This is a genomic window from Caballeronia sp. S22 (assembly GCF_964261745.1).
In the GTDB taxonomy this organism is placed as follows: domain Bacteria; phylum Pseudomonadota; class Gammaproteobacteria; order Burkholderiales; family Burkholderiaceae; genus Caballeronia; species Caballeronia jiangsuensis.
This window is the reverse complement of record NZ_OZ180035.1, coordinates 2263355-2280925: the sequence shown is the minus strand read 5'-3', so window position 1 is coordinate 2280925 and position 17571 is coordinate 2263355. Positions and strand designations below refer to the sequence as shown.

The window sequence follows — 17571 nt, the reverse complement described above, 5'->3', positions numbered from 1 at the left end:
ACCATGCTTTCTCCGACATCGACGTCACACAGGCGCAGCCGTCTCGCGCGCTTCTTCCACTCGATCGCGTCGCCGTACTTCCGCTACCGGCACGCGAACGTGATCCACGCGGTGCGCGTCGGGATCGCGATGGCGGTGTCGATCGCGGTCACGACGGGCATCGACATGCCGCACGGCGTGTGGGCGTCGGTATCGGTGCTGGTGGTGATCGGCGGATTGCAGCATTACGGCAATATCCGCAAGAAGGCGGGCGAGCGCGCGATCGGCACGATGCTCGGCGCGTTCTTCGGGCTCACGCTCATCCTCGCGCAGATGCTCACCGGCTCCGTGATGGTGTTCTTCGTGCTGATGTGCGTGATCGCGGGCGGCTGTGCCTACTACGCGATCGGCAAGGCCGGCTATGTCGCGCTGCTCACGGCGATCACCATGGTCATCGTCTCGGGCCACGGCGACCTGCCGCTGTCCACCGGCTTATGGCGCACGGCTAATGTGATGATCGGCGTCGTGATCGCGCTGGCGCTCTCGTTCGTGTTGCCGCAATACGCGACCTATTCCTGGCGCTATCGGCTCGCGGACAATCTGCGCGAATGCGCGAAGCTGTACGGCGCCTTGCTCGACGGCACGCCGCTTCACGCGGAGGACACCGCGCGGCGCTTCTATGCGATGAGCCAGCGGCTCGTGCAATCGCGCGGGCTGATGGAATCGGTCTCGAAGGAAACCGATGTGCCGATGGCGCGGCTCGAAGAGATCCAGCGGCTGCACCGCTCGATTCTCGCTGCGCTGGAAATGCTGGTGATGTCGATGCCGGAAGTCGCGAGCGCGACGCCCAGCCGTTTCGCGATCGCGTGTTCGCCGGGCGAGTATGCGGTGCGCCAGCAGCTTCTGCAGATGGCGCGCGCATTGCGCTTCGGGCGCGTGGGCCTGCTGTACCGCGTGGTGGATGCGCCGAATGTGCCGCCATGCGCCGACGACGATGCGAACATGTCGACGCAGGGCATGCACTGGCTCGCGATGCGTTTCGTGGAGCAGGTGGATCGGCTGCGGCTGCGGTTGTCGGAAATCGAACGGCAGTGGAATATCGAAGGCGCGCGGCCGCTCAATCCCTGATGTGACGAAGCGATAAAGCGATGAAACTCAGGCCGGCTGCGCTTCGCCTTCGTGCACAACATTGATGAGCCAGGGCACGCCGAAACGATCCGTCAGCATGCCGAAGCCTTGCGTCCAGAACGTGGATTGCCACGGCGTCAGGACGTTGCCGCCTTCGGCGAGCATCTTGAAGATGCGCTCGCCGGATTGCGCATCGCTCGCGGCGATCGACAGCGTGAAGCCCGAGTATTCCTTGCGTGGCTGATCGTAGCGGCCGTCCGAGACCATGATCGCGTTCTGCCCGACAAAAAACACCGCGTGCATGACCTTGTCCTGCCAGTCGGGCGGTGCGTTGCCGCCGTCCGGCACGTCGCGAAAGCGGACCAGTGTGGCGATCTGCGCGCCGAATGCCGCCTGATAGAGTTCGAGCGCCGCCGCGCAGTCGCCGTTATAAAAAAGATACGTGTCCAGTTGCATGACCGGTGACTCCGTGCATATGAAGCGGACATGCCGCCAAAGCCAACAAGTCTATTGCAACGAAGTCCCACGCTGACTCGGAAAGAGTCAAATTACGTTGTGAAGCGGCGAAATGAAAAAAACCGCGGATCGCGCCAATATTTCGGCGCGATCCGCGGTTTTCGTTTCAGGCATGCGTTACTGAAGCGCGGTGATCAGCTTCTCCAGCTTGATCGCATCGGCGGCAAACGCGCGGATGCCTTCCGCGAGCTTTTCGGTCGCCATCGCGTCGTCGTTGACGAGGAAGCGGAAGGTCGGCTCATCGACGGCGATCTTCTCCACGTTCTCGTTCTTCACCGCTTCCGGCGAGAGCTTGCGTTCGACCGTATCGTTGCTGTCGGCGAGTTTCTTCAGGAGATCGGGGCTGATCGTCAGCAGGTCGCAGCCGGCGAGCTCGGTGATCTGGCTCACCGTGCGGAAGCTCGCGCCCATGACCTCGGTCTTGTAGCCGAACTTCTTGTAGTACGAGTAGATGCGCCGCACCGACTGCACGCCGGGATCGTTCGCGCCGCCGTTCTTCACGTCGTCCCATTCCGCGCCGGCGGACTTCTTGTACCAGTCGTAAATGCGGCCGACGAACGGCGAGATGAGCTGCGCGCCCGCTTCGGCGGCCGCCACGGCCTGCGCGAGCGAGAACAACAGCGTCATGTTGCAGTGGATGCCTTCCTTCTGCAGCACTTCGGCCGCGCGGATGCCTTCCCACGTCGATGCAAGCTTGATGAGCACGCGCTTGCGGTCGACGCCCGCGTTTTCATACAGCTTGATGATTTCGCGGCCCTTGTCGATCGAAGCCTTGGTGTCGAACGAAAGGCGCGCATCGACTTCGGTCGAAACGCGGCCCGGAACGATCTTCAGAATTTCGGTGCCGAACGCCACGAGCAGATTGTCGATGATCTGCGGCATCGGCTTCTTCGCGTGCTCCTTGACGGTGTTTTCTAGCAGCGGCTTGTAATCGTCCTTCTGGACGGCCTTCAGAATCAGCGACGGATTCGTGGTCGCGTCCTGCGGCTTGAACTGGATGAATTGCTGGAAGTCGCCCGTGTCGGCGACGACGGTCGTGTATTGCTTGAGCTGGTCGAGAGCGGATGTCATGTCGAGTCTCAGACGCGTTGCGCCTTGTCAAATTGCGGTAACCAACCCGCGGATTGCCCATGATTGCGACGCCGCGCGGCGACTTCGTTCGCGCGGCGCGCCCCTTGAATGTCATTCTCCCATTCTAGTCCCGAGCGCGGCGAGCGCGCTGATACCGTGCGCGCAGGTTTTCGACCGGGCGCGGGACTGCGCGTTCAATCGGCCTTCAATCCACCGCGTAGGCGAGTTCGTGCCAGCGTCGCACCGTGCCCGAGCCAAGTTGACCCCGTGCAAAGCGCATTTTGCGGACCTCGTCGAGCGCGTGGGCGTCCTTCGCCGTATCGCCGCAGCTCATTTTGAGGACGACGTCCTGGACGTGCCCGGCGTCGTCGAGCAGCACGCGCACGATCGTCTTGCGTTTCTGGGCGGTGCCGGGCGGCGCGGAGCGCGCCAGCAGTTTGTCGATCAAAGCCATGACGGAATTACAAAGTTCGGTTGCGGAAAAACCGGCCGGAAATCGGGGCCGATTCCGTCATTGTAGGCTGCGTCAGGATCGTCTGGCGTTGAGCACGATATGTGTCGCGACGCCCGCGATCAATCCCCAGAAGGCCGAGCCGATGGAGAGCAGCGTGAGGCCCGATGCCGTCACCATGAACGTGACGAGCGCGGGCTCGCGCTGACGCGCGTCCTGCATCGCGTTGGCGAGACCGCTCATGATCGAGCCGAAGAGCGCGAGCGCGGCCACGGACACGACCAGTTCCTTCGGAAAGGCCGCGAACAGGGCCGCGATGGTCGCGCCGAACGTGCCCGCGATCAGATAGAAAATGCCGCACCAGACGGCGGCCGTGTAGCGCTTGTCGCGGTTCTCGTGCGCTTCGCGGCCGGTGCAGATCGCTGCGGTGATGGCCGCGAGATTCACGCCGTGCGAGCCGAACGGCGCGAGCACGAGCGACGCGATGCCGGTCGCCGAGATGAGCGGGGCGGAGGGCGTCGTGTAGCCGTCGGCGCGCAGCACGGCGATGCCCGGCACGTTCTGCGAAGCCATCGCGACGACGAAAAGCGGAATGCCGATGCTGATCGTCGCGGCGAGCGAGAACGCGGGCATCGTGAAAACCGGATGCGCGAGCGCGACGTGAAAATGCGTGAAGTCGAGCAGCCCGAGGCCGCCCGCGATCGCGATGCCCACGATGAGCGTGGCCGGAATCGCGTAACGCGGCACGAAGCGCTTGGCCGTGAGATACGTGAAGAACATCGCGATGACGAGCGCGGTCCGATGCTCGGCGGCGCGGAAAATCTCGATGCCGATCTCGAACAGGATGCCCGCGAGCAAGGCGGCGGCGATGCCCGTCGGGACGCGCTTCATCAGCGTGTCGAACCAGCCGGTGAGGCCGACGGCGGTCAGGAGCACCGCGCAGACGATGAACGCGCCGATCGCATCGGCATAGGCGACGTTCGGCAGCGACGACACGAGCAGCGCCGCGCCCGGCGTCGACCACGCGATGACGATCGGCGCGCGATAACGCAGCGACAGCCCGATGGTGCAGACCGCCATGCCCATCGAGAGCGCCCAGATCCACGACGAAATCTGCGCGTTCGTGAGATGCGCGGCCTGGCCCGCCTGAAACATCAGCACGAGCGAACTGGTGTAGCCGGTCATCATCGCGACGAAGCCGGCGACGACGGTGGACAGCGAAGTATCAAAGAGGAAGCGCGGCGCGGCGGGCGCCGGTGCGGAAGCTTTCATTCGTGTTCTTTTCGGTTACTTCGACAGCGCGCGCATGGCGGTTTCCAGGCCGGCCATCGTGAGCGGATACATGCGATTGCCGAGCACATTGCGGATCGCGGAAATCGACTGCCGGTATTCCCATAGCCGCTCGGGCTCGGGATTGAGCCACGCGTGATGCGGGAATTGATCGGCAAGCCGGCGCAGCCAGACCGCGCCCGCTTCGGCATTGTTGTATTCCACGGAGCCGCCGGGCTGCAGCACTTCGTACGGGCTCATGGTCGCGTCGCCGACGAAGATCAGCTTGTAGTCGGGCGTGAACTTGTGCAGCACGTCGAAGGTCGGCGTGCGCTCGGCGTGGCGCCGGCGATTGTGCTTCCACAGATAGTCGTACACGCAGTTGTGGAAGTAGTAGAACTCGAGATGCTTGAACTCCGCCTTCGCCGCCGAAAACAGCTCTTCGACGCGCTTGATGTGATCGTCCATCGAGCCGCCGACATCGAGCAGCATCAGCACCTTCACGTTGTTGTGGCGCTCGGGGACCATCTTGATATCGAGCCAGCCCGCATTGGCCGCGGTGCTGCGGATCGTGTCGGGCAGATCGAGTTCCTCGGCCGCGCCTTCGCGCGCGAAGCGCCGCAGGCGACGCAGCGCGACCTTGATATTGCGCGTGCCGATTTCGACCTGATCGTCGTAATCCTTGTACGCGCGCTCGTCCCACACCTTCACGGCGGTGCGATTCCCCGACGATTCCCCGCCGATGCGAATGCCTTCCGGGTTATAGCCGCCGTGCCCGAAGGGCGACGTGCCGCCGGTGCCGATCCACTTGTTGCCGCCTTCGTGACGCTCCTTCTGCTCGTCCATCAGCTCTTTCAGACGCTCCATGAGCTTGTCGATGCCGCCGAGCGCCTCGATGCGCTTCTTTTCCTCCGCGGTGAATTCGCGGTCGAGGCGCTTTTTGAGCCAGTCGAGCGGAACGTCGAAAGCTTCGTCGGGCAGCTGCGTCACGCCGTGGAAATACGCGCCGAACGCGCGATCGAACTTGTCGAAGTACTTCTCGTCCTTCACGAGCGTCATGCGCGAGAGGAAGTAGAACTCGTCGAGCGACGGCGAAATCACCTGCGCCTTCAGCGCTTCGAGCAAGGTCAGATATTCCTTCACCGAGACGGGCAGCTTCGCGTCGCGCAGCGAGTAGAAAAAGTCGATGAGCATGGCGCGCTCTCCATCGTGACGGGTTTCAGCGGTCGAGCCGGTAGTTCAGGTTGGCGCGCACCGCCGGCCATTCCGACTGGATGATCGAGAACACGACGGTGTCGCGCATCACGCCATCACGGCCCACCTGATGATTGCGCAGGATGCCGTCCTGCTTCGCGCCGAGCCGCGCGATCGCGGTGCGCGACGCGTGGTTCATGAAATGCGTGCGGAACTCCACGGCGATGGCATCGAGTTTTTCGAACGCGTGCGTCAGCAGCAGCAACTTGGCTTCGGTGTTGAGCGCGGTCTTCTGCACGCGTCTTGCGTACCACGTATGGCCGATCTCCAGCCGCCGGTTCGCTTCGTCGACGTTGAAGTAGCGCGTCGAACCGACGACATCGCCCGTCTTCGCATCGATCACCGCGAACGGATGCGCGCCAAGGCGATCGCGCATGTCGAGCGCCGTGTCGATATAGCCGCGCGTCTTGTCGGGCGAGGGCACGAAGGTGTACCAGAGCTTCCACAATTCACCGTCGCTCGCGGCGGCCGTGAGGGCCGGTTCGTGTTCGCGCGTGAGCGGCACGAGCCTGACGTGCTCGCCTTCCAGTGTGACGGGTTCGATCCAGCGGCTCATTTCTTTTTAGCGATGGTTGCGATTCATGAAGAGCAGACGCTCGAACAGCGCGACGTCCTGCTCGTTCTTGAGGAGCGCGCCGTGCAGCGGCGGGACGATCTGCTTCTGATCCGACGAGCGCAGCGCTTCGGGCGGAATGTCTTCGGCGAGAAGCAGCTTGAGCCAGTCGAGCAGTTCGGAAGTAGACGGCTTCTTCTTGAGGCCCGACACGCCGCGCAGCTCGAAGAAGCTCTGCATGGCGGCGGCGAGCAGGTCCTGCTTGATGTTCGGGAAGTGCACCTCGACGATCGCCTTCATCGTCTCGGCGTCCGGGAACTTGATGTAGTGGAAGAAGCAGCGGCGCAGGAACGCGTCCGGCAGCTCCTTTTCGTTATTCGACGTGATGATCACGAGCGGCCGGTGCGCGGCCTTCACGAGCTCGCGCGTCTCGTACACATAGAACTCCATGCGGTCGAGCTCGCGCAGCAAATCGTTCGGAAATTCGATGTCCGCCTTGTCGATCTCGTCGATGAGGAGCACGCTCTGCTGGTCCGACTCGAACGCCTGCCACAGCACGCCCTTGACGATGTAATTGCCGATGTCCTTCACGCGCTCGTCGCCGAGTTGCGAATCGCGCAGGCGCGAGACCGCGTCGTATTCGTACAGGCCTTGCTGCGCCTTGGTCGTCGACTTGATATGCCATTGCAGGAGCGGCATGCCGAGCGCGAGCGCGACTTCCTCCGCGAGCATGGTCTTGCCGGTGCCGGGTTCACCCTTGATGAGCAGCGGCCGTTGCAGCGTCATCGCGGCATTCACCGCGAGCTTGAGATCGTCGGTTGCGACGTATTGCGATGAGCCTTCGAAACGCATGACGAAGATCCGGTTGGCAAAAAAATCCCAGTATAAGTCAGAAGACCTTTCGATATTGAGGCGCGCCGGGTATCGTTTGAGCCGCTCTATCGGCGGGTTGCCGAAGCGAGTCCGAATGCTGCGCAGCGTGCGCGCAAGCGGGCTCATCGCTTGTACAGGGGCGAATTGTCGCAGGCAAAACGGCTGCTTTTCAGCCGATTCCCCTTGCCAGCAGGGCTTCGGCGCGGTTCGCGTGTGGACGGGGGGTAGGTCGCGCGGTACAATTAGCGCGATTTTTTTGGCCTGCGTGGCGACCAACCCTGTAGCAGCAAACAGTCCCGAGAAGGTTGTAATGCGCTCGGCGCGGGCCGCGGCCTTTTGAGCGCCGGATTTCCCCTCAAGCCAGGTTAGAAGAGCTATGAACAATTTCGTCGGCAAATGTGCCGTGATTGCAGCGCTGTCCGGTCTCGCCGGCTTCGCGACCGAGGCGTCGGCCGACGTCGTCGGCAACGCGAAGGCCGCAGAGGGCAAGGTCGCGATGTGCATCGGCTGCCACGGCATCCCCGGCTATCGCACCGCGTACCCTGAAGTCTACGAAGTGCCGATGCTCGGTGGCCAGAACGCGCAGTACATCGCCAATGCGCTGCACGCCTACAAGAAGGGCGACCGTCATTTCGACACGATGCGCGCCATCGCGACGACGCTGTCGGATCAGGATATCGCCGATATCGCCGCGTACTACGCCGCGCAGACTCCCCAATCGAAGAACAATCCCGACAAGTGATCCGCGCGTGACACGGCAAAGCGATAAACGGGAAGGAGAATTCATGAAGCCGTCCAAGGCACTTCATTCAAGCTTCAAGGCAGCATGCGCGGCAGCGGCGCTCATCGGCATGACGGTCGGCGCCGCGCACGCGGCCGACGTGAGCAACGGCAAGGCGCTCTCCGACAGCCACAACTGCGCGGCCTGCCACGGCCCCGGTCTCAACAAGCCGGTGAGCGGCGAGTATCCGCGGCTCGCGGGCCAGCATGCGACCTATATCTACTGGGCGCTGCGCCAGTATCAGATCGGCGGCAACAATCCGAACTTCGGCCGCAACAACGCCATCATGGCGGCGCAGGTGCAGAGCCTGTCGCAGAGCGATCTGAAGGATCTCGCGGCGTATATCGAATCGCTCGACGGCAATCTCGTGCTGAAGAAGTAAGCGCGCGGCTTTCGACGATTCGCCGGCAAGCAACACCCCGCTTCCCAAGCGGGGTGTTTTCATTTTGACGGCGCGTATTTCGGATGCTTAGTCGCGCGAAGCACGGCGCTCGATCAGCGCGAGATAGGCATCGGTATCCGGCGGCGTGCCCGTGCGCTGCGCTTCCCAGATCACCTGTCCGAGGCAATCCATGATCGCGTGCTGCGCGTCGTGCGGCGAGCCGAGGCGCGCGACCAGCCTGTCGTGCGCGCGGCGGATGCCCGGCGGCTGATCGATCGACAATTGCTCGCTGATCGCGAGATGCATCGACAAATGCAGAAACGGATTGGTCTGGCCGCGATCGGGCGAGTAATCGGCTTCGCGCGATTCGGGTTTCGCGAGCGCGTCGTGATATTCCGGATGCTCGCCGATCCAGTCGGCGGCCATGCTTTCGAGCGGCGTCAGAATCTCGCCGGCGCGCTCCTTGCGCCAGGTTTCGGTAAAGAACTGGCGGACTTCGTCGCGGCTAGGGTTGAACATAAGGTATTGATTCGATTGCGGGTTTCTGAACCCGCTATTGTAGACCGTGGCGCGTGCGGTCTGCCCAAACCGCTCATTCGACCGGCGCGGGCGTCTTCGGCCGATATTCGCAGAGCGGCTCGATCGCGCAGTGCCAGCACTCGGGCACGCGCGCCTTGCACACGTAACGCCCGTGCAGGATCAGCCAGTGATGCGCATCGTGCAGAAACTCTTTCGGCGTGAACTTTTCGAGCGCGGTCTCGACGGCGCGCACGTCCTTGCCGGGCGCGAGCCCCGTGCGATTCGCAACGCGGAAGATGTGCGTATCGACGGCGATGGTCGGCTGCCCGAACGCCGTGTTCAGAATGACGTTCGCCGTCTTGCGTCCGACGCCCGGCAGCGCTTCGAGCGCCTCGCGGTTATCGGGCACGTCGCCGCCGTATTGATCGATGAGAATGCGGCACGTCGCGATCACGTTCTTCGCCTTGGTGCGATAAAGCCCGATCGTGCGGATGTATTCCGACACGCCTTCCTCGCCGAGCGCGAGCACCGCGGCCGGCGTGTTCGCGACGGGAAACATCTTGCGCATCGCCTTGTTGACGGAAACGTCGGTCGCCTGCGCGGAGAGCAACACGGCGATCAGCAGTTCGAAGGGCGTCGTGTATTCGAGCTCCGTCGTCGGATGCGGATTGATACTTTGCAAGGTCTCGTAGATGGCGCGGCGCTTCGTGGCGTTCATGGTTCGATGTCCGTTCTCACGCGGGTTTGTCGCTTCGATCGCCCTCGCCGGGATGGGACGCGTTTTTATCGTCCGTCAGCCCGAGACGGCGACGGCGCTGCTCGGCGCTGTCGATCTGCGCCTGCACCGCGGCGCTCACGTGATCCGTGTTTTTCGGACCTGCGCCGAGCTTCGCCATCTCTTCCTTCTTCTTGCGCGCGCGTTCGAGCGCGGCCTGAATGATCGCGCGTTTCTTTGCTTCCGGATCGTCGCTCGCGGCTTGCGTCGCAGCCGGGACCGGTTGCGTCGGCGGCGTTTGCGGCGTTTGCGGCGACGGCTGGTCCGCGTGCGCCGCGCGCGCGGCCTGACGCGCGCTTGCCCGCGCCTCGGCGGCCGCGCGTTCGCGTTCGAGACGCGCCATGCGGCGGTCGTGCCGCGCGCGCGCTGCATCGGCTTCGTCCTGGCTCCATGCGTCCCAGCCGGTGCGCGTGCCGGTGACGGGCACCATCGCGATGCAATCGACCGGGCAGGGCGGCACGCACAGATCGCAGCCCGTGCACAGCTCGGCGATGACCGTATGCATCTGCTTCGCCGCGCCGACGATCGCATCGACCGGACACGCCTGCATGCACAGCGTGCAGCCGATGCACACGTTCTCGTCGATGACGGCGACGGGCCGCGCGCGTTCGACGCCGTGCGTCGTATCGAGAGGAATATCGGGTTTGCCGAGGAGCGCGGCCAGTCGCGCGACACCTTCGGCGCCGCCCGGCGGGCACTGGTTGTAGTTCGCCTCGCCCGCGGCGATGGCGTCGGCGTAGGGCCGGCAGGCGGGATAGCCGCACTTGGTGCATTGCGTCTGCGGCAGCAGATCTTCGATGCGCTCAGCGAGCGTCTTGGGAGCGGTTGCGGTCACGAGGAATTGCGATGATGCCTTGGGGACTGGCGCAGCATGTGCGCGACGCAGGCGAAGCGCGTGGCTGTGATCACGTCCACAACGACGACGGCGGCACGCTGCCTGTTCGGCGCGTGTCCCGCTCTTTCGGTCACGCGCTCGGCTTTAATCGACATTATCGCCGAAGTCCTCACCAGTCGTGCCGAATGGCTTTCAATCCTAATTGCCAATGTGCTTCGATGTGCGCATAATCGAAGCGCTTTTCCGTTTGACCGCAGGACGGTGTTTCCCAATAACCATGGGCAGCGCCCGTTCACGTCATGTACCCCAACGCGGGCCGCGTGACGCTAATCCGGCAACGCGGCTCCCGAGTCATGCCACCATGAATCAGCCGAAAATCAAAAGAGATCCTGAAGGCACCCGGCGCCGTATTCTGCTTGCCGCCGCAGAAGAGTTCGCTGCAGGCGGTCTGTTCGGCGCACGCGTCGACCAGATTGCGCGCCGGGCGGAGACCAATGAACGCATGCTCTACTACTACTTCGGTAGCAAGGAGCAGTTATTCACCGCGGTGCTCGAACATGCTCTTTCGGCGCTCGTCGAAGCCGAACGCACGCTCGAACTCGACGGCATCGCGCCCATCGAAGCGATGACGCGTCTCGCGCATTTCGTCTGGGATTACTACCGGGATCACCCGGAATTGCTCCGCCTCATCAATAACGAAAATCTGCATGAGGCGAGATATATCAAAGGATCGAATCGAATCCGCGAACTCATTTCGCCGATCGTCGCGACGCTCACGGCTATTCTCGATCGTGGCCAAAAAGCCGGGCTGTTTCGCACCGACGTCGATCCGCTCAAGCTCTATATCGTGCTGTCGGGACTCGGCTATTACATCGTGTCGAACCGCTTCACGCTCGAAGCGACGTTCGGGCTCGATTTCAGCGAGCAAGGTCAGCGCGAGCAGATCGTGCGTATGAACACCGAGTTGCTGCTGGCTTATCTGACGCGCCGCTGATCGACCGCTTTCGCATTCGCGCCATCTGAAGAAAAAACGTCGCGCCCTTTGCAAGGCGCGACGTTTTCATTTGACGTGATGGAATCGGTCCCGGCGCATTCACGCTTATGCGGGCACGGCTTCCGTCTTCGGCGTCTTGTCGTGTTCGAGAATGAACTCGCGCAATTGCGGATACACCATCGTGCGCCAGCGGCGGCCCGAGAAGATGCCGTAGTGGCCGGCCTTCTCCGCCGTGAAGTGCCGCTTGTGCTTTGGCGCAATGCCGGTGCACAGATCGTGCGCGGCGCGCGTCTGGCCGCTGCCGGAGATGTCGTCGAGTTCGCCTTCGATCGTGAAGAGGGCGGTGTGCTTGATGTCTTGCGGACGCACGAGTTCGTCGTTGACTTCCCACGTGCCTTCGGCGAGGCGGAACTCCTGAAACACGACGCGGATCGTCTCGAGGTAATACTCGGCGGCCATGTCGAGCACGGCGTTGTATTCGTCGTAGAAACGGCGATGTTGCTCGGCGTCGTCATCGTCGCCGCGGAGCAGATTTTGATAGAAGTCCCAATGGGCCGTGAGATGGCGTTCGGGATTCATCGCGACGAAGCCCGCATGCTGCAGGAAGCCCGGATAAACCTTGCGTCCCACACCCGGATAGTTCGCGGGCACGGTGTAGATGACGTTGTTCTCGAACCACCCGTACGAGTGCTCGTTCGCCAGCGAGTTGACGGACGTGGGGCTGCGGCGCGCGTCGATCGGGCCGCCCATCATGGTCATCGTGCGGGGAGTGTCTTCGCCGCGGCTCGCCATCAGCGAAATGGCGGCGAGCACCGGCACGGTCGGCTGGCACACCGAGATCACGTGCAGATCTTTCGCGCCGATGTGGCGGATGAACTCCTGGATGTATTCGACGTAATCGTCCAGATGGAACGGACCGTTCTCGGTCGGCACCATGCGCGCGTCGATCCAGTCGGTGATGTACACCTTGTGGTCCTGCAAAAGCGTCTTGACCGTATCGCGCAGCAGCGTGGAATGGTGGCCGGAGAGCGGCGCGCACACGAGCACGATCGGCTCGTTCTTCAGCTTGGTGACGGTGGCGCTGTCGTCGGCGAAGCGCTTGAAGCGCAACAGACGGCAGAACGGCTTCTCGACCACCGTCTGCTCGACGATCGGAATGTTATGTCCGTCCTTGACGATCTGATGAATGCTGAACTCGGGCTTCTCGTAGTCCTTGCCGAGCCGGTAGAGCAACTCGTAACCCGCGGCCAGGCGGCTTGAGCCGGGAATATAGGCGAGCGGACTGGCCGGGTTGACGAACGACTTCGATGCAGCTTCGGCCCATGCTGTAAGAGGAGACAGCATAGCTCGCTGAAATTCGTGAATTTGATAGAGCATGGTTGCCCCAGTAACTCCGGTGGAAACCGGCACGCCCGTTGATCCCGGCAAAACATCCGGCGATGAGGCTCAACGGCATTCGATGACCCCCGGCGGCGCGGCGGGCTGTCGCCATGCTGCCGGGGCACTGTCTTTCCTGCAATTTCCTGCCTGCCTTTCCGTGCTGCCACTCGCGCAATATCGACTCTTGTACGACGAACCTTGAGCGGAGGCAAGATTTTCCGCGTACTAAGCGTTCAATTCAATAAATCGGTCGGAATTGCCTGCGTGAAAACAACACATTCCGAGATCCTATAATTTGTGCATTGCACCAATATTACCGGGAAACGCGAATTTCATCAAACAAAACATAGATTTATGACTTTCCTGTTGCAGCATCGATGGCGGCTTGCTCATCCGGTTCGTCGTGGTTTTCCGGGCCGGATGGCTGGCCAATCGCTTTCGCCATCTCCTCTTCGTGCCGCATCAGATTCATTCCGGTATGCACCAGCGCCACGTGGGTAAAGGCCTGCGGGAAATTCCCGACCATGCGCTTGGCCACCGTGTCGTACTCCTCGGCCAGCAACCCGACATCGTTGGCGAGACCGACGAGACGCTCGAACATCTCGTGCGCTTCATCGATCCGGCCTTGCAGCGCCAGATTGTCGACCAGCCAGAAGCTACAAGCCAGAAACGTGCCTTCTCCGGGCGGCAAGCCATCCGCGACTTCGGCGGTGTGATAACGCTTCACGAGCCCATCGTGCGTCAACTTGGTCTCGATCGCATGTACGGTTCCGGTCACTCGCGGATCTTTAGGCGGCAAAAATCCCAGCAACGGGATGAGAAGCAGGCTCGCATCGAGCGCATCGCTGTCGTAGGCCTGCGTGAAGGAGTTCAGTTCGGCGTTCCAACTTTTCTTCAGCACCTCGGCGCGGATGCGCGCGCGCATCTCGCGCCAGTGGTCGATCGGCCCCGGCAGCTCGAACTTTTCCGCCGATTTGATCGCGCGGTCGTAGGCGACCCACGCCATGACCTTCGAGAACGTGAAGTGCTGGCGCCCGCCGCGCACTTCCCAGATGCCTTCGTCGGGCTGTTCCCAGATCGTGTCGAGGTGTTGCAGCATGGCGCACTGGATCGACCACGCGGTTTCGTCGCTCTGCAAGCCGCCGACGCGGGCAAGGTGCAGCGCATTCATCACTTCGCCGTAGACATCGAGTTGCAACTGATCGACCGCGCCATTGCCGATACGCACCGGCGATGCGCCCTCGTAACCGGGAAGCCACGGGATCTCCCACTCGGGCAGGCGCCGCTCGCCCGCGATGCCGTACATGATCTGGATCTGCGCCGGCGAGCCCGCCATCACGCGGCCCAGCCACGCCCGCCACGCGCGGGCTTCGTCGTAGTAGCCGCCGCGCATCATCGCGAGCAGGGTGATGGTCGCGTCGCGCAGCCAGCAGTAGCGATAGTCCCAGTTGCGCGTGCCGCCGAGCTGCTCCGGCAGCGAGGTCGTGGGCGCGGCGACGATTCCGCCCGTCGGCTCGTAGGCGAGCGCCTTCAGCGTGATGAGCGAGCGGCGGATCGCGCTCGCCCAGCGGCCCTTGAGCTCGCTTTGCCCCGACCATTCGCGCCAATGGTTTTCGGTGCGCGCGAGTTGCGTGTGAGGATCGGACGCGTGCGGCAGACGCAGATGGGATTGCGAATAGCACAGCGAGAAGGGCACGCGCTCGCCCGCGCTCACGTCGAAGCTGGCGGCCGTATGCATGTTTTCGCCGACGAGATCGACCGGCGTGCGCAGCACCGCGAGATCCGGTCCGGCGATCGCGCGAATGCCGCTGTCGTCGGGCAGACGGCTGACCCACGGCACGGCCGAGCCGTAGTCGAAGCGCAGCACCAGCTCCATCTTCATGCGCACCGTGCCGCGCCGGCCGATCACGATGCGCACGAGTTCCGAATGCCCGTTGCGCAAGGGCATGAAGTCGACGATCGTCACGGCGCCTTGCGATGTTTCGAAATCCGTTTCGAGGACCAGCGTGTCCTCGCGATAGCGACGGCTGATGACGGGCGTTTCGCCGTCGGGCATCTCGGGAGCGATGAGCCATCGGCCGTGCTCGGGCGTGCCGAGCAGCGCCGCGAAGCACGCGCCGGAGTCGAAGCGTGGCCAACAGAGCCAGTCGACGGAGCCGTCGCGGGAAATCAGGGCTGCGGTGTGGCCGTCGCCGACCATCGCATAGTCTTCGATCAAAGCTGGCATAAGCGAACATCTTCCTGCTGGCGGCGCGGGCCGAATCGAAACGCGCCGCGGGTTGAGCAAAAGATTCGGGACGCGTCGCGCCCCGAGCGAGGCGCGGAGTCAAGGACAAAGGAAGCGACCGACGCCACGCATGCTTTCTGGCCGCATTCTGCCGCAATCGTTCGTTGCAAGCAGAAAACCGGGCCGCGTGTGATCACGGCGCGCAACGGTCGGTGGGACGGCGGTCGCGCCGTGATTGGCGGAAAAGCGCTAGCGAAGCGCCGATCGCGCTGTTGAAAAAGCATTCGACTGATGTTTAGAATGAAGTTTCGTGAAAGGTCGAAGCGCCGTTTCCTTTGTTACTCCCGGCGCTGAAACTCTTGCGCCTTTCACGCGTCTTTCATGCATGACCCCGGCGCGTGACGCGCGCGAGCCATGCAACGGCCTGCGCGCTCCCGGCCGGTCCCTAACGTAGCGTTTTCGAGGAACGGAACCCATGCTCTATCCGTCGAAAGCCGACTGCATCGCCATCCTTTCCGCAGCAAGCCGCGTCTCGGATGCCGAGGCGCTTCTCGCGCTCGATCACAAGCATCTCGGTCTGTCGCGCAACGCGATGGAAACCGCCGCCGCATTCCTCACGGAGCGCGGCTGCTTCAGCCGCTACACCTTCGGCGTCGCCGGCGTTTCGGTCGGCGCGCTGTCGTTGCAGGGACGCCTGCGTCTCGACCAGCTCGCGAACGGCTGACGATACACGCTCGTCCCACGCGGCCCATCCGCGTGTCCTTTTTTCGTGACACTTTGCGCACGCGCACGGCTCAACCCGTGCGCGTGCGCTCGCGTTTCCGTTCGCATGTCCGGAACCGACGCGATGAATCGGCGTCACAACGACAGTCTCGCGTCCGTCAGAAATGGGCCGATCCCATGCCGAAGAGACCGATCAGCCCGATCACGATCAGATAGATCGCGACGATGAAGTTCAGCAACCGCGGCATGATGAGAATCAGGATCCCGGCGATCAGGGAAACCAGCGGGCCAAGGCTTAGGTGAATAGTCATCGCGGCAACTCCTGTTGTTGGTTCGAATCGTGTCGGTTGGCCTGTCGTGCGTGGTGTATCTTGGCTGCGAACCCCGTCGCTCATGATGGCGGTCCACGCCGTTTGGAGCGAAATTTGCTCCCGCACGTCCTTGGGCCTTGCGATGCCGGCGAACTCGCGCGTCGCCCCGATAACAAGCAGCAAAGAGACGATGAGGAGGTTTCATGCACCCGAGCCATCCCTGCGGCGCGAATTCGCCCGCATCGATGTTGCAAGACGCGCGCCCGATGCGCGCGAGGCCCATCGCGTGGGCGAGAGGTGTCGCGCTGATGCTGTCGCTGGCGGCGGCGCAGTCCTTCGCGCAAACCGCCACGATGCCCGCCACGCCGGGCGCAGCGAGCGGCGGGGCAACGACGGGCGCGCCGGGCAAAGAGGTCTACGATCTGCTGATCGGAACCTACACGGGCGGCGGCAAGAGCGAAGGCATCTATGTCTATCGTTTCGACACGGCCAGCGGCGAACTGTCCCGCATCGCATCGGCGCAGACGGTCAATCCGTCGTATCTCGTCGTGAGCCGTGACCGGAATTACGTGTATGCAGTGAACGAATTGCCCGGCGACAACGGCCCCGCGACCCAGCGCGGCGGCGTGAGCGCCTTTCGCTTCGATCGCGCGACCGGCCAGTTGAGCTTCCTCAACCGCGTTTCATCGGACGGCAACGATCCGTGCTACCTCGCGCTCTCGCCTGACGGCAAGTATCTGCTGACCGCCAACTACTCCGTCGCATCCAATCCGGGCGGCAGCTTTGCGGTCTTTCCGCTGTCCTCCGATGGCCACGTCGGCAACTCGGTGCTGACCGTGCATCACGAAGGCGGCGGCCCGGTGAAGGGACGGCAGGACAATTCGCACGTCCATTCGACCGTGTTCTCGCCCGACGGCAAGTATCTCTTCGCGCAGGATCTCGGTGTCGACAAGGTCTTTGCTTACCGCTACACGCCCGATCCGTCGGCATCGGGACGCGGCCTCTTCGGTCCGACCGAAGCGCGCTACGCGTTGATCAAGCCGGGTTCCGGGCCACGCCATCTGATCTTCGACGCAGGCGGCAGACACGCCTATCTGACGACCGAACTGAACGCGTCGGTGCTCGTGTTCGATTACCGCGACGGCAAGCTCACGCAGGTTCAGACCAATTCGATGATCGCGCCGGGTTTCCGAGGCAAGATCGGCGGCGGGGCGGTTCATATGTCGCCGGACGGACGTTTCCTTTACGCGACCAATCGAGGCGACGCCAACGAGATCGTCCAGTTTTCGGTCGATCCGAAGAACGGCCATCTGAAGTACGTCAAACGCTATCCGACGCTCGGCAAGACGCCGCGCGAATTCGCGATCGATCCGACCGGGCGCTGGCTCATCGTCGGCAATCAGGAGAGCGACAGCACGTATTTCTTCCGCCGCGATCCGCAGACCGGCGAGCTCGCGTCGGACCCGAAGCAACTGTCGATCGGCTCGCCGGTCGATTTCAAGTTCGTATCGCCGTCGTGACGGTCTGATCGGAGCGACGAGAGCGGCCGA

Annotated in this window: 19 protein-coding genes; 6 read left to right on the top strand and 13 right to left on the bottom strand. The window is 63.0% G+C overall.

Going from position 1 to position 17571, the window contains the following annotated elements:
• Nucleotides 1-3 precede the first annotated feature (3 nt).
• A complete protein-coding gene (locus ACEN42_RS10750) occupies nt 4-1107 on the top strand; it encodes an FUSC family protein (protein WP_371879916.1) in 1104 nt (367 codons plus the stop codon).
• Nucleotides 1108-1134: 27 nt separating this feature from the next.
• On the opposite strand, the gene ACEN42_RS10745 is transcribed toward ACEN42_RS10750, so the two are convergent.
• From ACEN42_RS10745 to ACEN42_RS10715, 7 genes are all read right to left on the bottom strand, one after another.
• Complete coding sequence (locus ACEN42_RS10745) at nt 1135-1563, bottom strand: VOC family protein (RefSeq protein ID WP_187609477.1); 429 nt, start codon at nt 1561-1563, stop codon at nt 1135-1137.
• A 177-nt stretch (nt 1564-1740) separates the two neighbouring features.
• Nucleotides 1741-2694: a transaldolase gene (gene tal, locus ACEN42_RS10740; protein ID WP_187609476.1), complete on the bottom strand. Its 954-nt coding sequence runs from the start codon at nt 2692-2694 to the stop codon at nt 1741-1743.
• Between the two features lie 205 nt (nt 2695-2899).
• Nucleotides 2900-3148, bottom strand: a complete 249-nt coding sequence (locus tag ACEN42_RS10735) for an energy transducer TonB (RefSeq protein ID WP_187609475.1) — start codon at nt 3146-3148, stop codon at nt 2900-2902.
• Between the two features lie 72 nt (nt 3149-3220).
• Nucleotides 3221-4417 carry a benzoate/H(+) symporter BenE family transporter gene (locus ACEN42_RS10730; RefSeq protein ID WP_371879915.1) on the bottom strand — a complete coding sequence of 399 codons (1197 nt, stop codon included), beginning with the start codon at nt 4415-4417 and terminating at the stop codon, nt 3221-3223.
• A 15-nt stretch (nt 4418-4432) separates the two neighbouring features.
• Nucleotides 4433-5608, bottom strand: coding sequence for a VWA domain-containing protein (locus tag ACEN42_RS10725; protein ID WP_187609473.1), 1176 nt, complete (start codon nt 5606-5608; stop codon nt 4433-4435).
• A gap of 25 nt (nt 5609-5633) precedes the next feature.
• Nucleotides 5634-6224, bottom strand: coding sequence for a GNAT family N-acetyltransferase (locus ACEN42_RS10720; RefSeq protein WP_187609472.1), 591 nt, complete (start codon nt 6222-6224; stop codon nt 5634-5636).
• A gap of 6 nt (nt 6225-6230) precedes the next feature.
• On the bottom strand, nt 6231-7073 hold the full coding sequence (locus ACEN42_RS10715) for a MoxR family ATPase (protein WP_238210206.1): 843 nt from the start codon (nt 7071-7073) through the stop codon (nt 6231-6233).
• Nucleotides 7074-7470: 397 nt separating this feature from the next.
• Here ACEN42_RS10715 and ACEN42_RS10710 point away from each other — a divergent pair, with 397 nt between their 5' ends.
• Nucleotides 7471-7836, top strand: a complete 366-nt coding sequence (locus tag ACEN42_RS10710) for a c-type cytochrome (protein ID WP_014190874.1) — start codon at nt 7471-7473, stop codon at nt 7834-7836.
• A gap of 43 nt (nt 7837-7879) precedes the next feature.
• Nucleotides 7880-8257 carry a c-type cytochrome gene (locus tag ACEN42_RS10705; protein ID WP_187609470.1) on the top strand — a complete coding sequence of 126 codons (378 nt, stop codon included), beginning with the start codon at nt 7880-7882 and terminating at the stop codon, nt 8255-8257.
• A gap of 87 nt (nt 8258-8344) precedes the next feature.
• On the opposite strand, the gene ACEN42_RS10700 is transcribed toward ACEN42_RS10705, so the two are convergent.
• The 3 genes from ACEN42_RS10700 to rsxB all read right to left on the bottom strand — a co-directional run bounded on the left by ACEN42_RS10700 (nt 8345) and on the right by rsxB (nt 10386).
• Nucleotides 8345-8776, bottom strand: coding sequence for a DUF1841 family protein (locus ACEN42_RS10700; RefSeq protein ID WP_187609469.1), 432 nt, complete (start codon nt 8774-8776; stop codon nt 8345-8347).
• A 73-nt stretch (nt 8777-8849) separates the two neighbouring features.
• Nucleotides 8850-9494 carry an endonuclease III gene (nth, locus tag ACEN42_RS10695; RefSeq protein ID WP_187609468.1) on the bottom strand — a complete coding sequence of 215 codons (645 nt, stop codon included), beginning with the start codon at nt 9492-9494 and terminating at the stop codon, nt 8850-8852.
• A gap of 16 nt (nt 9495-9510) precedes the next feature.
• The gene (rsxB, locus tag ACEN42_RS10690; RefSeq protein ID WP_371879914.1) at nt 9511-10386 is read right to left on the bottom strand and encodes an electron transport complex subunit RsxB; all 876 of its coding nucleotides are present in this window, start codon (nt 10384-10386) and stop codon (nt 9511-9513) included.
• A 361-nt stretch (nt 10387-10747) separates the two neighbouring features.
• Here rsxB and ACEN42_RS10685 point away from each other — a divergent pair, with 361 nt between their 5' ends.
• Nucleotides 10748-11380: a TetR/AcrR family transcriptional regulator gene (locus ACEN42_RS10685; protein ID WP_035506335.1), complete on the top strand. Its 633-nt coding sequence runs from the start codon at nt 10748-10750 to the stop codon at nt 11378-11380.
• A 105-nt stretch (nt 11381-11485) separates the two neighbouring features.
• Here ACEN42_RS10685 and ACEN42_RS10680 read toward each other — a convergent pair whose 3' ends face one another.
• Together ACEN42_RS10680 and ACEN42_RS10675 are read right to left on the bottom strand one after the other, a co-directional pair.
• Nucleotides 11486-12757, bottom strand: coding sequence for a polyhydroxyalkanoate depolymerase (locus ACEN42_RS10680; RefSeq protein WP_187609466.1), 1272 nt, complete (start codon nt 12755-12757; stop codon nt 11486-11488).
• Between the two features lie 355 nt (nt 12758-13112).
• A complete protein-coding gene (locus ACEN42_RS10675) occupies nt 13113-14987 on the bottom strand; it encodes a glycoside hydrolase family 15 protein (RefSeq protein ID WP_238210209.1) in 1875 nt (624 codons plus the stop codon).
• 475 nt (nt 14988-15462) lie between these two features.
• Between ACEN42_RS10675 and ACEN42_RS10670 the strand changes: the two genes are divergently transcribed.
• The gene (locus ACEN42_RS10670) at nt 15463-15711 is read left to right on the top strand and encodes a hypothetical protein (protein ID WP_035506343.1); all 249 of its coding nucleotides are present in this window, start codon (nt 15463-15465) and stop codon (nt 15709-15711) included.
• Between the two features lie 157 nt (nt 15712-15868).
• Here the strand turns inward: ACEN42_RS10670 and ACEN42_RS10665 are convergent, their stop codons facing one another.
• The gene (locus ACEN42_RS10665) at nt 15869-16021 is read right to left on the bottom strand and encodes a DUF3096 domain-containing protein (RefSeq protein WP_074168899.1); all 153 of its coding nucleotides are present in this window, start codon (nt 16019-16021) and stop codon (nt 15869-15871) included.
• 203 nt (nt 16022-16224) lie between these two features.
• Here ACEN42_RS10665 and ACEN42_RS10660 point away from each other — a divergent pair, with 203 nt between their 5' ends.
• A complete protein-coding gene (locus ACEN42_RS10660; RefSeq protein WP_371879913.1) occupies nt 16225-17541 on the top strand; it encodes a lactonase family protein in 1317 nt (438 codons plus the stop codon).
• Nucleotides 17542-17571: the final 30 nt, after the last annotated feature.

Bases quoted from the DNA above. Each gene is read 5' to 3' on its own strand.
- ACEN42_RS10750 (WP_371879916.1), top strand. From the start codon at position 4: ATGCTTTCTCCGACATCGACGTCACACAGGCGCAGCCGTCTCGCGCGC.
- ACEN42_RS10745 (WP_187609477.1), bottom strand. From the start codon at position 1,563: ATGCAACTGGACACGTATCTTTTTTATAACGGCGACTGCGCGGCGGCG.
- tal (WP_187609476.1), bottom strand. From the start codon at position 2,694: ATGACATCCGCTCTCGACCAGCTCAAGCAATACACGACCGTCGTCGCC.
- ACEN42_RS10735 (WP_187609475.1), bottom strand. From the start codon at position 3,148: ATGGCTTTGATCGACAAACTGCTGGCGCGCTCCGCGCCGCCCGGCACC.
- ACEN42_RS10730 (WP_371879915.1), bottom strand. From the start codon at position 4,417: ATGAAAGCTTCCGCACCGGCGCCCGCCGCGCCGCGCTTCCTCTTTGAT.
- ACEN42_RS10725 (WP_187609473.1), bottom strand. From the start codon at position 5,608: ATGCTCATCGACTTTTTCTACTCGCTGCGCGACGCGAAGCTGCCCGTC.
- ACEN42_RS10720 (WP_187609472.1), bottom strand. From the start codon at position 6,224: ATGAGCCGCTGGATCGAACCCGTCACACTGGAAGGCGAGCACGTCAGG.
- ACEN42_RS10715 (WP_238210206.1), bottom strand. From the start codon at position 7,073: ATGCGTTTCGAAGGCTCATCGCAATACGTCGCAACCGACGATCTCAAG.
- ACEN42_RS10710 (WP_014190874.1), top strand. From the start codon at position 7,471: ATGAACAATTTCGTCGGCAAATGTGCCGTGATTGCAGCGCTGTCCGGT.
- ACEN42_RS10705 (WP_187609470.1), top strand. From the start codon at position 7,880: ATGAAGCCGTCCAAGGCACTTCATTCAAGCTTCAAGGCAGCATGCGCG.
- ACEN42_RS10700 (WP_187609469.1), bottom strand. From the start codon at position 8,776: ATGTTCAACCCTAGCCGCGACGAAGTCCGCCAGTTCTTTACCGAAACC.
- nth (WP_187609468.1), bottom strand. From the start codon at position 9,494: ATGAACGCCACGAAGCGCCGCGCCATCTACGAGACCTTGCAAAGTATC.
- ACEN42_RS10685 (WP_035506335.1), top strand. From the start codon at position 10,748: ATGAATCAGCCGAAAATCAAAAGAGATCCTGAAGGCACCCGGCGCCGT.
- ACEN42_RS10680 (WP_187609466.1), bottom strand. From the start codon at position 12,757: ATGCTCTATCAAATTCACGAATTTCAGCGAGCTATGCTGTCTCCTCTT.
- ACEN42_RS10675 (WP_238210209.1), bottom strand. From the start codon at position 14,987: ATGCCAGCTTTGATCGAAGACTATGCGATGGTCGGCGACGGCCACACC.
- ACEN42_RS10670 (WP_035506343.1), top strand. From the start codon at position 15,463: ATGCTCTATCCGTCGAAAGCCGACTGCATCGCCATCCTTTCCGCAGCA.
- ACEN42_RS10665 (WP_074168899.1), bottom strand. From the start codon at position 16,021: ATGACTATTCACCTAAGCCTTGGCCCGCTGGTTTCCCTGATCGCCGGG.
- ACEN42_RS10660 (WP_371879913.1), top strand. From the start codon at position 16,225: ATGCACCCGAGCCATCCCTGCGGCGCGAATTCGCCCGCATCGATGTTG.